General features: G+C 44.8%; 14 protein-coding genes and 1 pseudogene. 12 read left to right on the plus strand and 3 right to left on the minus strand.

The window, feature by feature from the left end; translation table 11 throughout:
• The first annotated feature begins 128 nt into the window (after nucleotides 1-128).
• From AB6E30_RS16580 to AB6E30_RS16610, 7 genes and pseudogenes are all read left to right on the plus strand, one after another.
• A complete protein-coding gene (locus tag AB6E30_RS16580; protein WP_372104467.1) occupies nucleotides 129-653 on the plus strand; it encodes a GNAT family N-acetyltransferase in 525 nt (174 codons plus the stop codon).
• A 14-nt stretch (nucleotides 654-667) separates the two neighbouring features.
• A complete protein-coding gene (locus tag AB6E30_RS16585; protein ID WP_372083664.1) occupies nucleotides 668-1,264 on the plus strand; it encodes a LysE/ArgO family amino acid transporter in 597 nt (198 codons plus the stop codon).
• 13 nt (nucleotides 1,265-1,277) lie between these two features.
• Nucleotides 1,278-1,451 (plus strand): annotated as a pseudogene (locus tag AB6E30_RS16590) (porin family protein); the annotation flags it as partial.
• A 213-nt stretch (nucleotides 1,452-1,664) separates the two neighbouring features.
• Nucleotides 1,665-2,918, plus strand: coding sequence for an exonuclease subunit SbcD (sbcD, locus tag AB6E30_RS16595; RefSeq protein ID WP_372104470.1), 1,254 nt, complete (start codon nucleotides 1,665-1,667; stop codon nucleotides 2,916-2,918).
• 4 nt (nucleotides 2,919-2,922) lie between these two features.
• Nucleotides 2,923-6,639, plus strand: a complete 3,717-nt coding sequence (locus AB6E30_RS16600) for an AAA family ATPase (RefSeq protein WP_372104472.1) — start codon at nucleotides 2,923-2,925, stop codon at nucleotides 6,637-6,639.
• A gap of 330 nt (nucleotides 6,640-6,969) precedes the next feature.
• Nucleotides 6,970-7,104: a DUF2256 domain-containing protein gene (locus AB6E30_RS16605; protein ID WP_081324519.1), complete on the plus strand. Its 135-nt coding sequence runs from the start codon at nucleotides 6,970-6,972 to the stop codon at nucleotides 7,102-7,104.
• Nucleotides 7,105-7,264: 160 nt separating this feature from the next.
• On the plus strand, nucleotides 7,265-8,149 hold the full coding sequence (locus tag AB6E30_RS16610; protein ID WP_029235559.1) for a PA4780 family RIO1-like protein kinase: 885 nt from the start codon (nucleotides 7,265-7,267) through the stop codon (nucleotides 8,147-8,149).
• Nucleotides 8,150-8,296: 147 nt separating this feature from the next.
• Here the strand turns inward: AB6E30_RS16610 and AB6E30_RS16615 are convergent, their stop codons facing one another.
• From AB6E30_RS16615 to AB6E30_RS16625, 3 genes are all read right to left on the minus strand, one after another.
• Entirely contained in the window at nucleotides 8,297-9,037 is a 741-nt protein-coding gene (locus tag AB6E30_RS16615; RefSeq protein ID WP_372104475.1) for an SDR family oxidoreductase, read from the minus strand.
• Complete coding sequence (locus AB6E30_RS16620) at nucleotides 9,037-10,608, minus strand: cryptochrome/photolyase family protein (protein ID WP_372104478.1); 1,572 nt, start codon at nucleotides 10,606-10,608, stop codon at nucleotides 9,037-9,039. The genes AB6E30_RS16615 and AB6E30_RS16620 overlap by 1 nt, the downstream gene beginning before the upstream one ends.
• A 293-nt stretch (nucleotides 10,609-10,901) precedes the next feature.
• A complete protein-coding gene (locus AB6E30_RS16625; protein WP_017063967.1) occupies nucleotides 10,902-11,324 on the minus strand; it encodes a universal stress protein in 423 nt (140 codons plus the stop codon).
• Nucleotides 11,325-11,559: 235 nt separating this feature from the next.
• On the opposite strand from AB6E30_RS16625, the gene AB6E30_RS16630 reads away from it, so the two are divergent.
• The 5 genes from AB6E30_RS16630 (at nucleotide 11,560) to glpT (ending at nucleotide 15,725) form a co-directional block, all read left to right on the plus strand.
• Nucleotides 11,560-12,690 (plus strand): PcfJ domain-containing protein, encoded by a 1,131-nt coding sequence (locus AB6E30_RS16630; RefSeq protein WP_136975749.1) that lies wholly within the window; start codon nucleotides 11,560-11,562, stop codon nucleotides 12,688-12,690.
• A gap of 23 nt (nucleotides 12,691-12,713) precedes the next feature.
• Nucleotides 12,714-12,848 carry a hypothetical protein gene (locus AB6E30_RS16635; protein WP_017059202.1) on the plus strand — a complete coding sequence of 45 codons (135 nt, stop codon included), beginning with the start codon at nucleotides 12,714-12,716 and terminating at the stop codon, nucleotides 12,846-12,848.
• A gap of 66 nt (nucleotides 12,849-12,914) precedes the next feature.
• Nucleotides 12,915-13,349 (plus strand): GNAT family N-acetyltransferase, encoded by a 435-nt coding sequence (locus AB6E30_RS16640; RefSeq protein ID WP_017059203.1) that lies wholly within the window; start codon nucleotides 12,915-12,917, stop codon nucleotides 13,347-13,349.
• A 242-nt stretch (nucleotides 13,350-13,591) separates the two neighbouring features.
• A complete protein-coding gene (locus AB6E30_RS16645; RefSeq protein ID WP_017059204.1) occupies nucleotides 13,592-13,846 on the plus strand; it encodes a DUF3297 family protein in 255 nt (84 codons plus the stop codon).
• 505 nt (nucleotides 13,847-14,351) lie between these two features.
• A complete protein-coding gene (gene glpT, locus AB6E30_RS16650) occupies nucleotides 14,352-15,725 on the plus strand; it encodes a glycerol-3-phosphate transporter (protein WP_372104481.1) in 1,374 nt (457 codons plus the stop codon).
• Nucleotides 15,726-15,800: the final 75 nt, after the last annotated feature.

Consider the following 15,800-nt stretch of genomic DNA (forward strand, 5'->3'; position numbering starts at 1 on the left):
TGATTAATCAGTAATTTTACTGATTCAAACCGAGTTCTTGAAAAGGAAACAATTCAGGAAAGTGGGCTGTTGATAAAAACCAAATCACTCAAGCTAAATAAGCGAACTAAACAAGGAGAGTTGAAACAATGACATCAGCAATAAATGCACAGGGTTCAATGGAAAATAGAACAGCATTGGAAAGCAGTGCTTCAATAGAAATTAAGGTGGATGACTTGTCGGGTGGGGAAGTCATTGAATTACTTGAAGAGCACCTCGCTGATATGTACGCCACTTCGCCAGCCGAAAGCGTTCATGCACTGGATCTAGATGGGCTCAAGTCACCAGAGATTACTTTTTTCAGTGCTTGGAAAGACAGCCAACTACTTGGGTGTGTTGCCATTAAAGAGCTAAATACTCAACACGCTGAACTCAAATCAATGAGGACCTCACAGTTTGCACGAAAGTCAGGTGTTGCCAGCCAACTTTTACAACACGTATTAGATACAGCGGCCATTCGCCAGTATCAAACAATCAGCTTAGAGACTGGCTCAGAAGACTACTTTAAGGCCGCACGTAACGTGTATGAAAAGTTTGGCTTTGGATACTGTGAACCCTTTGCTGATTATGTGTTGGATCCGCACAGCCAGTTTATGCGTATTGAGTTGCGTTAAGAGGCTAGCCTTAGATGTCGACTTACTTTGCAGGTTTCTCCCTTGGCCTTTCGCTGATTCTTGCGATTGGCTCTCAAAATGCGTTTGTTTTAAAGCAAGGGCTTAAGAACCAACACGTATTGGCAGTTTGTGCTGTATGTGCCATTTCTGACGCCTTACTGATTAGCTTTGGCGTGACGGGCTTTGGCGCAATCGTTAAACAGTTCCCACAAATTGAGCAGTTCGCCCGTTATGGTGGCGCTATCTTTTTGGGTGTCTATTCATTCTTAAGCTTCCGATCAGCATTTACCGAAAACCACGCCTTAGAAGCCACGGCAGAAACTAAAGACTCATTAACCAAAGCGATTGCGATGTGTTTGGCGTTCACTTGGCTTAACCCGCATGTGTATTTGGATACTGTGGTATTGCTGGGGTCTATCTCAACTCAATATCAACCGGATCAAATGTTGTTTGGCGCTGGGGCGGTATCGGCGTCATTCGTGTTCTTCTTTTCACTTGGTTATGGCGCTCGCTTCTTGGCTCCAATGTTTAGGAACCCGAGAGCGTGGAAGGTGTTGGAATTTGTCGTTGGCGTGATCATGGCATCTATTGCAATATCTTTGATTGTCTAGCTGCGCGTAATTAGGCTTCCATTTTGGTATAGGTGTTGAATACACGCCAGAAGAAAGCCTAACCTTACGTTTAATCTCACAAGCAGATGCAGTAAATATCGAATTCTTCGGCCCGAATGGTAATAGACTGGCAAGCCGTGATGTAGCGTTTAGCACAGTAACTCTGGGCGCTTCGTACAATTTTTGACGACCTCTGTGAAATAGCTTAAAGCTAAAGCTATGGACACCTAAAACCGCTCTAACGTTGAGCGGTTTTTTTATGTCAAAAATAACGATTGGTCACGCTATGGGCGGAGTTGGTCCAAAGCCTGAAATTAGTTGGTTTTCACAAGCTTATAAAAGGGAATTATCTCGACTATTTTGGTAGATTAAAGGTATTACAGACTTCCAGTGAGCAGCAATGAAGATTCTTCACACGTCCGATTGGCACCTTGGCCAAAACTTCTACAATAAAAGCCGCAAGAATGAACATGAACGGTTTTTACAATGGTTACTTGAGCAAGTTACAGAGCACGACATCGACGCGATCATTGTTGCTGGCGACATTTTCGATACCAGTACACCGCCGAGTTACGCTCGTGAGATGTATAACAAGTTTGTGGTCGATTCGAACAAGATCGGTTGCCAATTGGTGTTATTAGGTGGAAATCACGATTCAGTCTCTGTGCTTAAAGAGACACAACAGCTGCTCAAATACATGGGCGCAGACGTGATTCCTAATACCAATGAAGATTATGCGACTCAGGTTGTCGAGCTAAAAGGTAAGAACGGCGATGTAGAAGCGCTGGTTTGTGCCATTCCTTTTATTCGCCCTCGCGATGTGTTGATGAGCCAGGCGGGTGTCACTGGCGTTGAGCGTCAGAAGCAACTCGGCGATGCAATCAAACAGCATTATCAAAGTGTTTATGATGCGGCGGTTGCTAAGCGCGCGACGTTTGCAAACAGCGAGCACATGCCGATCATCGCTACCGGCCACTTAACTGCGATGGGTGTTCAACAATCGGATTCGGTACGTGATATCTATGTCGGCAACCTTGATGGTTTTGCCGCTGATGGCTTCCCAGACGCAGACTATATTGCACTTGGTCATATCCACCGCCCACAAGTGGTGGCAAAGCGTGAATACATTCGTTATTCAGGCTCTCCAATCCCACTAAGTTTTGATGAACTTAAGTCTCAAAAACAAGTGTGTGTGGTTGAGTTTGTTGAAGGTGAGCGCACCATTTCTCAACTGCCTGTTCCCACATTCCAACCTCTAGCTGAAATCAAAGGCGACTTGAGCGAGATCGAATCTCAGCTTAACCAATACATAGGTTTAGATAGCGACCAAAGCGTATGGTTATCGATAGAAGTGCAAGCGCAAGATTACTTGTCGGATCTACAAGAACGTATGCGCGCACTGACCGAAGGATTGAATGTGGAAGTACTTCAACTGCGCCGAGCAAGAGAGCGTCGTAATCAAGCATTAGAGCAAGAGTCGGCAGAGACCTTATCTGAACTGAGCCCGATGGACGTGTTTACGAAGCGTATTGCCTTAGAAGAGTTTGAAACCGATTCTGAAAAAGCGCGTTTAGAGCGCATGACGGTGAAGTTCAAACAAGTGATGGTCGAAGTGTCTGAAAGCGCTCAAGCGCCCAATAAAGTAGAAGAGTAATCGTATGAAGATTTTAAGCCTAGAATTTGAAAACCTGAACTCTTTGAAAGGGCGCTGGAAGCTCGATTTTACCCAATCGCCGTTTGCAGAAAACGGTCTGTTCGCAATTACTGGTCCAACTGGGGCGGGTAAAACCACCATTCTTGATGCGATTTGCTTGGCACTTTTCCATCGCACACCGCGTTTGAAAAGCATTGCTAAAGGTAATAATGAATTAATGACTCGTGGTACGGGCGAGTGTTTTGCTGAACTGGAATTTGAAGTTCAAGGTAAAACGTACCGATCTAATTTCCACCAAAAGCGAGCGCGTGGAAAACACGATGGCGCATTGCAAACGCCGACCTGTGAATTTGCAGATGCCGACACAGATAAAGTGTTAGAGACCATGCTCACTAAGAAGATCAAGTTGGTGGAGCAGGTCACGGGCCTCGATTTCTCACGCTTCACTAAATCCATCATGTTGTCTCAGGGTGAGTTTGCGGCGTTCTTAAATGCCAATGCCAACGATCGTGCAGAGCTACTAGAAGAGCTGACGGGTACCGAAGTGTATAGCCTGATCTCAGAGCGTATCTACGATCATTTTAAGTCGAGTGAAGAGTCGCTTAATCAACTTAAAGCGAAAGCTGAAGGTGTGAGCTTACTGTCTGAAGAGCAAATCAAAGAGCTGACCGCAGAGCGTGAAACGCTAGAAGTAGAGCAGAAGCGTTTAGCCGAGCAATTAAAAGAGTGGCAAGCCCATCTTAGCTGGTGGAAAGACGTGACCAAAGCTGAGCAAACTATTGCGGCCAGTGAGCTCGATCTGAAAACCGCTCAAGATGAACTAGACCGTAACCAACCGTCACTAGAGCGCTTGGCAAACAGTGAGCCGGCTGAAAAGCTGCGTCCAGTACACAAAGATTTAAAGCGTTGCGAACAAGAGGTGAACACTACTCAAGCTCACCTAGATAACAGCACCAAGTTACTTGCCGTTCGTGATGCAGAAATGCAAGACGCGCAAACTAAACTGACTCAAAGCAGTGCGATTGTCGAACAGGTAAAAAGTGAGCAACAAGATCAAGATAAGATCATCGATCTCGTGCGTCCGCTAGACAACCAAATTGCCGTACTCAAAGATAAGCAAACTGCGACCGTTAATGCAGCGAACACGCTAAACGAGCAACATACGCAGCAGCTTAATCAACAGGTCGTTTTGGTTCAAAAAATAGATGCACTAAAGCAACAAGATCAACGCAGTACTGAGTACTTAAATACGCATCAAGCTGACCAGCATTTGGAAAAATACCTAGGTCAGTGGCAAGCAAAGGTCGAGCAAGTTCGTACTCTAGAGCGCCAGCATTCAGAGCAGTTGAATTCAGCGAAGCAAGCGTTGTCTGCGGTTGATGCACAGCAAACGATTATCAAATCTGCTCAAGACGCTAAAGCAACGCAAGATAAAACTTTAGCTGAATTGGTTGTGCTAGAAAGTAGTGCAAAGCAACAGTGGGAAGCCTTGCAAGGCAACACTAGCGAGCAAGTGTTGAATTCGCAAAAAGATCTGTTGGAGTTTTGGAATCGCAATACGCACTCATTACTCGAGATCAATCGTTGTTTCCTAAATGCCCAACAACAGCTGCACGCAAAAACACAGGCACATCAAACCAACACCCAGTTGGTCGACAAGGTTTCGAAAGAGCGTGAAGTGTTGCTTCTGCGATACCAAGAAAAAAAGACCTCACTTGAACGTTTAGTTCGCTTAATTGATCAAGAAGGTGACCTTGCGAAATACCGAGCGTCATTGAAGCCAGGTATGGATTGTCCATTGTGTGGTTCAACAGACCATGCGATCGAACAATCACAAAGTTCGAAGGATTTGAATGCCCAGAAAGAGCTTGAGGAACAAGAATTAGCAGCGATTCAGAAAGAAGGCCAAGAGCATCGTCAGCAGTTAGATTCTCTTACCCTTGTGATTGTAGCGCTTAACGATGACATTCAACGTGCGCAAGCGGATATTCAACAAGCTCAGCTGAATTGGCAAGGCGTTGTCGGCAAGCTTCAACAGAGCTTATCGGATTTCGTTGGCACGGCTCCTGAACTGGCACTGCTAACGATTAACGATTTAGGCAATGAAGCTACAGTCGCGACCTTTGCTCAGCAGTGTGAACTTCAACTAAGTCAGAGCGCGCAGCAACTCAAAGCGTTGGGTGATGCTAAAGCGCATTACGCTGAAGCTGAGAAACAACGCCTGTCTGTAAGTGTTATGGCTGACAAGGCGCAGTCTAATCTCGAGTTGGCCGAGCAACGCTTAGCTGATTTGAATAAGCAAAACCAAGTCGCAAACGAGCAAGTGACTCAAATAGCTCAAGCGAAAGGCCAGCAATGGAACGCTTTGAAAGAGAGCATTGTTCAAACTTCTATCGAAGCACCTGAACTTGAGCATATCGATGATTGGTTTACTGCGAAATCGCAAGCATCAAGCACATGGCAGCAAACCAAACAGCAACAGGCCGATATTGAGAAGCAACTGATTACTCAAAATGCCGAATTGAAAACGTTAGACGACAAGCTAAGCAGTGTTGAGAAAGAGCTCGCGACACTGACGCAACAGAGTGAGTCTTTAGTGTCAGAACTCACTCGTGTAACGGCTGAAAGAACAGAGTTGTTTGGTGACAAAGACATTCAAGCCACCAGCAATGCGATGAAGCAAAAAATCACTGAAGCGGTAAATGCATTTGATGCCGCTCAGTTAGTGCTTAACCGCAGTGAACTGGAACATCGAACCGAGCAAACCAAACACACTGGTTTCTCGGACGAGCTAGTCAGCAAGCAGTTCAGTCACACACAAGCGTTGAATGCTTGGTTAGATGCACTGAAAGCTAGCCCATTCGAAGATGAGGTGAATTTTGAAGCAGCGTTGTTGGATGAAGAGGTTAGAACTCAACTTCAAAGCCTGAAGAAGACTTTAGACGAATCGATTGTCAGTGCGCAAGCAAGGTTGAACACCGCCAAAACGACGAAAGTGGAGCTACAAAACCACGAAAATGCGAAAGCATGGCAAGAGCAAAACCAACAGCAAGTTGAAGAAGCGACGACTGATTGTCAAAACGCACAACAAAGCCATGCAACCAAGATCGGCGCAATTTCTGCCAATCTTGAAACGGATAGCCAGAACCGCAGCAATCAGCAAGATCTGTTTAAGCAAATTGATGAGCAACAAGTCGAGTTTGATGATATCTCTCGTTTGAACTCACTTATTGGCTCTAAGAACGGCGACAAGTTCCGTAAGTTTGCCCAAGGTTTAACATTGGAAAACTTGGTGTACCTTGCGAACAAGCAGCTACAACGTTTGCATGGTCGTTACGAGCTTAAACGTAAAGCCGACGATGGTTTAGAACTGCAAGTGCTCGACACATGGCAGGGCGATGTGATGCGTGATACAAAGACTTTATCAGGTGGCGAAAGCTTCTTGGTGAGCTTGGCGTTGGCATTAGCGCTTTCTGATCTTGTGAGCTACAAAACCAGTATTGATTCTCTGTTCTTAGATGAAGGTTTCGGCACGTTGGATAGTGACACATTGGACATTGCCCTTAACGCGTTAGATAACTTGAATGCATCAGGCAAGATGATCGGTGTCATTAGCCACGTTGAAGCACTGAAAGAGCGAGTGCCCGTTCAGCTTAAAGTGACAAAACACTCTGGCTTAGGTGTGAGTGAGATGGAGAAGCAGTACAAGGTTGTCGCTTAGGTTGTTACTTTGGTTCTTGCTAAATTTATCTGCGCAGAAATAGAGCTAGATGAAGCAGATCCCCGACTCAGTCGTTCCTCCTTCTCGAGGATGACGGAGTCGGGAGTAGTCACAAATCACTACGCAGTCACTCCTTAAAGTCAGGAACGAACGTCATAGAGAACTAGGCTTTGTTCGTATTGCCTTCGTCATTCTCTAAAGCGAGGTACGAACGGAATAGGGAATCTAGATTTGTTCGCATTACCTTCGTCATTCCCTAAAGCGAGGTACGAGCGTAATAGGGAATCTCTAGTAAACGCAGGAAGTGGATGCTTCAAGAAGGGAACGGCCATGCACAAGAAACCCCATTTACCGACTAAGATATGTCCTGTTTGCCAAAAGCCTTTCGCATGGCGTAAAAAATGGCAGCGCTGTTGGGATGACGTGATCTACTGTTCTGAACGTTGTCGTCGTAATAAGTCTTAGTCCCATAATCTGAATAGATCAGGTCAATCCTCATGATCTAAACCCGTTAACTCCAATATTTCCTTCCTTTGTCGTAATTTTGATGATCCTTTAATCGTTTCGTCATTCATTTCTCAAGTTAATATTTCTATCTGTAAGATAAGTGATGTATAAAGGCGGCATGAAGATACCTAAAAGAATACAGCCTTTAGTTGACGACGGTTTAGTCGACGAGGTGACAAGCCAACTCATGAGTGGCAAAGAAGCATCGGTGTACATTGTGCGCTGCGGCGATACGATCCGTTGTGCCAAGGTATATAAGGAAATAAGCCAACGCAGCTTCAAAAAAGCGACCGCGTATCGTGAAGGCCGAAAAGTCCGAAATAGCCGCCGCGCTCGAGCGATGGAAAAAGGCTCTGGCTTTGGTCGTGAACAACAAGAAAAGGTTTGGCAAAGTGCTGAAGTGGATGCCTTATATAAACTGGCAGAAGCGGGTGTTCGTGTGCCTGTCCCTTATGGTTGCTTTGATGGCGTACTGCTTATGGAGCTGGTCACTGACGATGAGGGTTACGTTGCACCACGTTTGAACGATGTCGTTATGTCAGCAGAGCAAGCGATCGAAGACCACGCCGTGATGATGACTTACGTAGTTAAAATGCTGTGTGTTGGTTTGATCCATGGTGACTTGTCTGAGTTCAACGTATTGGTGGATGAGTACGGTCCAGTAATTATCGACCTACCACAAGCGGTTGACGCTTCGGCTAACAACAACGCTGAGTGGATGCTGGCTCGTGACATCAATAACATCCGTGACTATTACGCTCAGTTTGCTCCTGAACTGGCAAAAACCGAGTATGCCAAGGAAATGTGGGCGCTGTACGAGAAAGGCGACTTGAAGCCAGACAGCAAACTGACGGGTGAGTTTACGGAAACCGACGACTTGGCTGATATCGAAGCCATCATGCAAGAGATAGACGCTGCGCGAATTGAAGAACAACATCGACGCGAGCGAGCTAAAGAAGAGAAAGAAGGTGTTGACGATACTAAGTTCAATTGGGCTGAATAATCGTGATGATCAGTTTTGATCTTTAGCTAGATATCAACCAAACGCCTTTTAAAACAGAGGCGTTCTTTCTAAATAAAAACCCAATGGAGCTTCAACTCTGTTGGGTTTTCTTTTTTAGCACTAATGAAAGACGGACACTCGTATCAACTACCAATTTAACTGTTCACCATCGTAAGCGTAGAAGTGCCCACTGTTATCCGGTGTGGCAGTGCGAATAATATCGACCAACTGATGGGCGACATAGCTTGACTCAAACAACTTACCTTCAGGGACATTGGTCTGAAAAGGCTTCGACAGAGCTGTGTCTGTCGTGCCCGGGTGCAGAGCCAACACGGTGCCTTTCTTAATGGTGCGTTGCCATTCGATCGACATGGTTTTGATGAACATATTTAGGGCTGCTTTCGATGAGCGGTAGCTATACCAACCGCCTAATCTGTTGTCTGAAATACTGCCAACCTTTGCGGATACCACAGCAAACTTTGGATTGTCGCTCGCTTTAAGTATCGGCGTGAAGTGTTTTGCTAATAACAAGCTGGGCAGGGTATTCACAGAGATGTTTTTGAGGAAAAACTCAGGGTCGATGGACGACAAGTTCTTTTCCGGTCCAAGATCTGGAGTGTGGAGCATACCCACGCAGTTGATCAGCCAATCAAGTTGTTCAAACTCAGAACTCAAGCGCTTAATATCAGCTTCGTCGGTGGCGTCGACTTTGTGCCAGCTCAAGCGATTGTTTTCTTGTTCCGGCTGTTGAGAGTGGTAAGTCGCGTCTACATGCACATCAAGAAAATCAAACCGAGAGAGCTCAGATAATAGGTGTTTAACCACAGCGAAACCAATACCGCCGCTCCCACCGACCACCAATATGTGTAATCTGAGTTGCTCCACCATTATAAGTTCTCCAAGTTTGTGATTCGTTGTTCAGCAGTATCGAGAATCGCTTGTTGTGATTGCTCATCCATGTTGTCCCAAGAGCGATATAACATTCCCATACGTGGGTTGCGGTTTAACGCATCGCGGTGCTGGTCCATAAAGCGCCAATACAAGCTATTGAAAGGGCAAGATTGCTCGCCGCTGCGTTCTTTTATCTTGTAGTGACAGTCTTTGCAGTAGTCACTCATGCGGTTGATATAGGAACCGCTGGCAGAGTATGGTTTGGTTCCTACGATCCCGCCATCCGCAAACAGTGCCATACCTCGCGTATTTGGCATTTCAACCCACTCAATCGCGTCGACGTAAATACCGAGGTACCAACTGTCGACTTGGTCAGGGTCTATACCCGTGATTAAACAGAAGTTGCCAGTGATCATTAACCTTTGGATGTGGTGCGCGTAAGCAAACTCAAGAGACTGGTCAATCGCATGCTTCATGCAGTTCATCTTGGTTTGTCCGTCCCAAAAGTAATGGGGCAGGTTATTATGTGCTGAGTAATGGTTTTTGTTGGCGTAAGCAGGCATGTTTGCCCAATAGACGGCGCGTATGTACTCTCGCCACCCCAGTATTTGGCGTACAAATCCTTCGACCTGTGCAATATCGATGCTTGGCTTATCTGGTGAGCTGTCTCGAAGACAGGATGCTTGGTAGGCCGACAGTGCTGCATCAATCACTTCTTTAGGGCTCAGCAGTTTACTGTTCAGCGAGAACGATATACGGCTATGATACAAGCTCCATTTAGAGTCGTGCTCTGTCGTCATCGCATCTTGAAACTGCCCAAATAACGGCAAGCAGACTTGGCAGAAATGAGCGAGTAGAGACAAGCTTTGTGCGCGGTTCACCGGCCATAGTAACTGGTTACCGACTTGACCAATAGTTTGCACTTGGTGGTGCTCGATACGTTGCAAAATGTCGGTTATATCATTGGTAAACATCAGCGGCTGAGGTAGGTTTTCGATGTCTTGTTTCTTGAGCTTATTTCGATTGTTCGCGTCGTAATTCCATTTTCCGCCAACGGGCTTTCCGTCTTCTAGCAAAATGTCGAAACGTTTTCTCATTCGGCGATAGAAGTGTTCCATCATGATGTGTTTGTCTTTTGGAAACTGTTGTTCTATCTCCTCGAATGGAAAGAGGAAGTGTTCTGTATCACAACAACCTTTGGTCGCATTGGTCAGCTTGAGCTTGTTCATCTGCTCTAAGAGGCGATATTCATCTGGCCTTTGATATTCGAATTTCTCTGCGCCGAATTCGTGTACATAGTGCTTTAAAAGTGTGTCTAGGTTTTCAAATTGCGTTGTGTCGTCAAGAGTAAGGTGTAGTACTTGATGACCTTGTTCTTTGAGTTCGTTAGCGAAGTAACCCATCGCACAGAAAAACGCGGCCACTTTTTGAACGTGAGAGGCAACATAATCTGTTTCTTGTTTTAGCTCAGCAATGATGTAAATAACGTCATCGTTAACCTGTCGAAACCATGAATGCTCAATGTTGAGTTGGTCACCTAATACAAGTCGTACCGTTTTAAATTTCATAATGCGTCCTGGTTTGTGAGGCTTGTTGTGACTGCGTTACCGCCTGTCCATTGATTGATGAAGGCATGGTCTGGGTCGTACATTTCAGTACGTTGATTCAAATCGAAATGACGTGATTTGTTAATTATTAGACGCTTACGAGTTGATAGGCTGACAAGATCACAAATGATTACTCTAAGTGGGAAATAGGAGATTTCGGTCAGGATGAGTGTGTTGAAGAGGATATCAAGCCAACCAATAATACCGATAGAGGTTGGCAAAGCCGGTTATTTTTGAGTGTCGAACTGGAGCTTCTATTCCATAGGAACAACGAGAATATCGATAGGGGAAGTATCGATGATCTGTTTAGAATGGGAGATGAGCTTATGCCAAAAATCATGGTGATGGCCACACAGCAATAGGTCAACGCCATTTGCTTCGATGGCATTTTTGAGCTTATCGTTCAAATCACCCGTTCCCACGAAAATGTGCTTAATTGGGTGTTTGGCGTAGGCTTCAAACTCTTTCAAATGCTTAACGGCATCTTCATTGATGGGTAAATCACCGTCATTTCCTTGAATATCAACGAGCTCTGGGTAAATTTCTCCATGCGTACCATCGATATAAACAAATGAAATGCCAGCCTCCAGTTTATCAGCGAAGAAGGTCGCTCTATCAATGAGAATCTTGGTGTCGTCAGACAGTTCAAGTGCGACCAGAATATGTCGGTAATCCATAATTAAAGCCTCTTGTTGTGAGTTATGTATCAAGCATAGTTTCTGTTGGCACAAATGATATCGAAGAGGTCTCATAATGCGTAAAATCATCATTCAATGTTCTTCTAAGCACTATCGTATTTATATCGCTTTGATTGATAAGAAATTTACAAAAGGTTGATATAGTGGTTGAAGCGCTAGCTTATGCTGTTAGATAGGCTTGATAGTTCAATGCGCCAATAACGAAGAGGCATCAATGACAGCACTACTAACCATTCCCACTCGAACATTAGGTTTCGACTACGACATTGAGATCCGAGATTGGTCTCAAAAGCTCGTCGGCTTTCATGTGTTTGAAGATGGTAGACGACCGCTTGATGGGGGCATTGGGCTGAGCCTCAACCTTGTTGAACAGTTTGACGTGAATGGTCGTTGGTTAGACTCATTGCCTACGCGCTATCGTGAAATCACCGACGACTTTCCAGAGTACCAATACCAGATGCTGTGGCTTGCTGCGAATACCTATGAAGCCGCACAATTGCTTGAATTAAGGCCTGTTATTTTAGCTTTGATCTGCATGAAATACAGTGTCGACAACAAGAAAGCACTGGCACTAAGTCGCTTAGGGCAGAAGAAGATCCTTACCAAGTTGGGCTTAGACGGCAGCAAGGCGACACTCAAATTCATCGACAAGCTAGAGCTTCATTACAATGTTGGTGATGAACTCGACCACATTGTTCGTATTCTCGAACCGCTGCAAAGACGAGTCCTTAAGTTTAAGCATTACTCAAAAGTTGGATACACAGCCCTGCGTTTGGACCAAGTTCATCCATTTCTAACTGGTAGCAGGCTAGGGATTGCAATGGTGGAAGAGGGCAGACTTAACGCACCGTCGAAGATGGCGATGTTCCAAGATGCGATATTGTTAGGACTAGATTTGGAGATGGATGATCCACTGCGCGCGATTACCAGTCAGAACTCTTTTGCGATGTTTGAACAACTCCATGACCGCTGGACGGAGCAACGCCAATTACGTCGTTTGGAGGGTAACTGCCCAATGGATAAAGACATCCCTTATCCCGTTCCTTTACTTGGCAATGACAACATTCATCCGCTCACGGATTATTACGACCTTGAACACGAAGGCATCGAGCAGAAGCACTGTATTGGCGTGTATCACAACCGAATCATGAGCGATCGTTATGTGGTGTTCCGCATGCTCAAGCCTCAGCGTTTAACCATAGGTTTACGCCGCGTCCCGAGCAAAGCATTTCCTTTTGAAATAGACCAAATCTGCGGAAAACGAAATGCACCTCCGTCGGAATCCGCTCGCCAAGTGATTCACGACTGGCTAGAAGCGAGTAAGCAAAAATATCCTAAGCAATAGCCATTAAGTAGAAGGAATACAGGATGTTTCAACAAGGCGATCTTTGCCCTCATTGTGGTTTGATTATTGTGATGCCTACGGATCTGCAAGGTGAATGCCTAGGATGCGGCGAAGAAATTAATCAAGACCCAGCAGACGATTACGACGAAGAAGAGTAGCTTTACCTACACTTAGATTAAACAAGGCTAGGATAGCCGAATTACTCTCTTTAAAAGGACGGAAAAATGCAGAAAGTAATCTTTAGAAATTGCGATGAAAACTCACCTTATTGGCATGAGTTAGAGGGCTTATTTCAAAGTGAATGGTCTGATTTCAAGTTTAAAGATACATATAAAGAAAACGTACAACTCCCTCCAGTAATAACCGTACTTCGCGATAATGTGGTCATTGGTGGCTTGGCGTATTCCTATTTTCAAGAACCTCACCAAGTTCGTGATGTAGTGTGGATCAACGCTGTGTTTGTCGACCCTCAATGGCGCGGTCAAGGCATTGCCAGTGAACTGATTAATCGTGGTGTCAGACAGGTTTCTTCTGCAGTGCAAACTCAACTCTACGCGTACACCAATATCATGGGTCTCTACCAAGGGCTAGGTTGGTCAATCGTAAATATCGAATCAGAACCGAACCATAAAGTGATGAGTATTGAGCTTAATCGATAAGCTCGGAATAAAAGCCTGATATTAGTTTATCTGCCGTTCGAGTAATGAATTTCTCCCTTTCATCCATAATGCATAAACCTGTTAAATTTTCGTTGAAACTCATGCCGATATCGCCTTTAAATCAAACAACTAGCTGTTGATTAAAACGATCAAGACGATTTATTGCAGCAGTTGTTGAGCACAAAGCCTATATTGACTAGAATGACGCACTTTTTTTATTTACGTACATACAGGTAATGAACATGAGCGATACTAATTCAAGACCAGCTTTACCAGATCATCTTGCAGGCAACCCACGCAGCCCACACCACGTTGCTGAGTGTTTCGAATACCCAATCGGCATTCGTCTAAATGGTAAAGAGCGTACTGATGTTGAAGAATACTGCATCAGCGAAGGTTGGGTTAAGATCCCTTCTCCAAAAGCGCTAGATCGTTTTGGTCAGCCAATGCTTATTACTCTAAAAGGCACTGTAGAAGCTTTTTACATCGACGCATAATCATGTCGTGTGGCTAGCTAATACTTCGAGTAATTAGCTAATGTTTGCTTAATTAGCCAACATCAAGCCACCAAGCGTTATTACCTAAAAGGGTCTAGAGAAATCTAGACCCTTTTTGTTTGCATTGATTTTAGCGAACTTCTTTAACCAATAGCCCAAACCACCTTCATAACTCCACAGATTCAACCAAAATTGTTGTTATTCACTATGCATTCGCAGTAATAACAAAGTTGTTGTTGGTTGATTTATGTTCGCTCGCTCTTTTTGGATTTATTCGTACTCGAAAGTTCTGATGTTTAATTAAACAGATACAAACAAAAATATGAAGCGCAGTCTAATTAAATGAAACTAATATGCTGTATTTAAAGTTATTTTTTGTTAATAACTACCTCTATCACAGAAATTAATCCTGAAGCACATACAATTCCCTTGATTTCGAATGAGCGCTAAATTTTTTCGTTCGAGCATTTAAATTCTTCCTTCGCCCAATAATTATGAGGTTCCTATGTTTGGAATATTCAAACCTATGGCGCATATCGATCGCTTGTCATCAGATAAGATCGATAGCACCTACACACGACTACGATGGCAGCTGTTTCTTGGCATCTTCGTTGGCTATGCGGGGTACTACTTAGTCCGTAAAAACTTTAGTTTGGCGATGCCTTATCTCATTGAACAAGGTTTTAGCCGTGGAGAACTAGGGGTTGCATTAGCGGCGGTATCTATCGCTTACGGCTTATCTAAGTTCTTAATGGGCAGTGTTTCTGACCGTTCTAACCCTCGTTACTTCCTCAGCGGTGGCTTGTTAATGTCGGCGTTGGTGATGTTCTGCTTTGGCTTCATGCCTTGGGCAACAGGCAGCATCACTGCGATGTTTATCCTGCTGTTCTTGAATGGTTGGTTCCAAGGTATGGGTTGGCCAGCTTGTGGACGAACCATGGTTCACTGGTGGTCACGAAAAGAACGTGGTGAGATAGTGTCAGTATGGAACGTTGCTCACAACGTGGGTGGCGGTTTGATTGGCCCAATGTTCTTGTTGGGGCTGTGGGCTTTTAACGACGATTGGCGAACCGCTTTTTATGTTCCTGCATTTTTTGCCACTCTCGTTGCTGTCTTTGTTTGGTTTACTGTAAGAGATACACCTCAATCTTGCGGCTTACCACCGATTGAAGAACACAAAGACGATTACCCAGACGACTACGATACGTCTCATGAGAAAGAAATGACGGCGAAAGAGATCTTCTTTAAGTACGTTTTCTCTAACAAGCTGTTGTGGTCAATCGCTATTGCCAATGCGTTTGTTTACCTTATCCGCTATGGCGTACTCGATTGGGCTCCAGTTTACTTAAAAGAAGCAAAAGACTTCTCTGTAGATAAATCATCTTGGGCTTACTTCTTGTATGAGTGGGCAGGTATCCCTGGCACCTTATTGTGTGGTTGGATTTCAGATAAGTTATTCAAAGGCCGACGTGCACCTGCAGGTATCTTGTTCATGGTTCTAGTGACAGTCGCTGTGTTGGTATATTGGCTGAATCCAGCAGGTAACCCAACGGTTGATATGCTGGCACTGGTTGCGATTGGTTTCCTTATCTATGGTCCTGTAATGCTGATCGGCTTGTATGCACTGGAACTTGCACCTAAGAAAGCAGCAGGTACAGCGGCTGGCTTAACGGGTCTATTTGGTTACCTAGGCGGGGCAGTTGCTGCCAATGCGGTGCTTGGTTTCATGGTTGACCATTACGGCTGGGATGGCGGCTTCATGATTTTGGTCGGCGCTTGTGTGGCTTCAATCATCTGTCTGCTTTACGCCTTCTTAGGTGAGCGTGCGCACCATAAACAAAAAGATCTCGAACGAGAGAGAGAAGCGCTAGCTCAGTAGTGTATTTACTGAATCACATCTATAAATAACAACAGAGGCAGGTATATCCTGCTTCTGTTTTATCAAGGGAAACAA

It is taken from the genome of Vibrio sp. 10N.247.311.12 (assembly GCF_041467515.1).
Classification (GTDB): domain Bacteria; phylum Pseudomonadota; class Gammaproteobacteria; order Enterobacterales; family Vibrionaceae; genus Vibrio; species Vibrio crassostreae_C.

What these genes read in the sequence shown, in the direction of transcription:
- AB6E30_RS16580 (WP_372104467.1), top strand. Translation starts at nt 129, where the DNA reads ATGACATCAGCAATAAATGCACAGGGTTCAATGGAAAATAGAACAGCA.
- AB6E30_RS16585 (WP_372083664.1), top strand. Translation starts at nt 668, where the DNA reads ATGTCGACTTACTTTGCAGGTTTCTCCCTTGGCCTTTCGCTGATTCTT.
- sbcD (WP_372104470.1), top strand. Translation starts at nt 1,665, where the DNA reads ATGAAGATTCTTCACACGTCCGATTGGCACCTTGGCCAAAACTTCTAC.
- AB6E30_RS16600 (WP_372104472.1), top strand. Translation starts at nt 2,923, where the DNA reads ATGAAGATTTTAAGCCTAGAATTTGAAAACCTGAACTCTTTGAAAGGG.
- AB6E30_RS16605 (WP_081324519.1), top strand. Translation starts at nt 6,970, where the DNA reads ATGCACAAGAAACCCCATTTACCGACTAAGATATGTCCTGTTTGCCAA.
- AB6E30_RS16610 (WP_029235559.1), top strand. Translation starts at nt 7,265, where the DNA reads ATGAAGATACCTAAAAGAATACAGCCTTTAGTTGACGACGGTTTAGTC.
- AB6E30_RS16615 (WP_372104475.1), bottom strand. Translation starts at nt 9,037, where the DNA reads ATGGTGGAGCAACTCAGATTACACATATTGGTGGTCGGTGGGAGCGGC.
- AB6E30_RS16620 (WP_372104478.1), bottom strand. Translation starts at nt 10,608, where the DNA reads ATGAAATTTAAAACGGTACGACTTGTATTAGGTGACCAACTCAACATT.
- AB6E30_RS16625 (WP_017063967.1), bottom strand. Translation starts at nt 11,324, where the DNA reads ATGGATTACCGACATATTCTGGTCGCACTTGAACTGTCTGACGACACC.
- AB6E30_RS16630 (WP_136975749.1), top strand. Translation starts at nt 11,560, where the DNA reads ATGACAGCACTACTAACCATTCCCACTCGAACATTAGGTTTCGACTAC.
- AB6E30_RS16635 (WP_017059202.1), top strand. Translation starts at nt 12,714, where the DNA reads ATGTTTCAACAAGGCGATCTTTGCCCTCATTGTGGTTTGATTATTGTG.
- AB6E30_RS16640 (WP_017059203.1), top strand. Translation starts at nt 12,915, where the DNA reads ATGCAGAAAGTAATCTTTAGAAATTGCGATGAAAACTCACCTTATTGG.
- AB6E30_RS16645 (WP_017059204.1), top strand. Translation starts at nt 13,592, where the DNA reads ATGAGCGATACTAATTCAAGACCAGCTTTACCAGATCATCTTGCAGGC.
- glpT (WP_372104481.1), top strand. Translation starts at nt 14,352, where the DNA reads ATGTTTGGAATATTCAAACCTATGGCGCATATCGATCGCTTGTCATCA.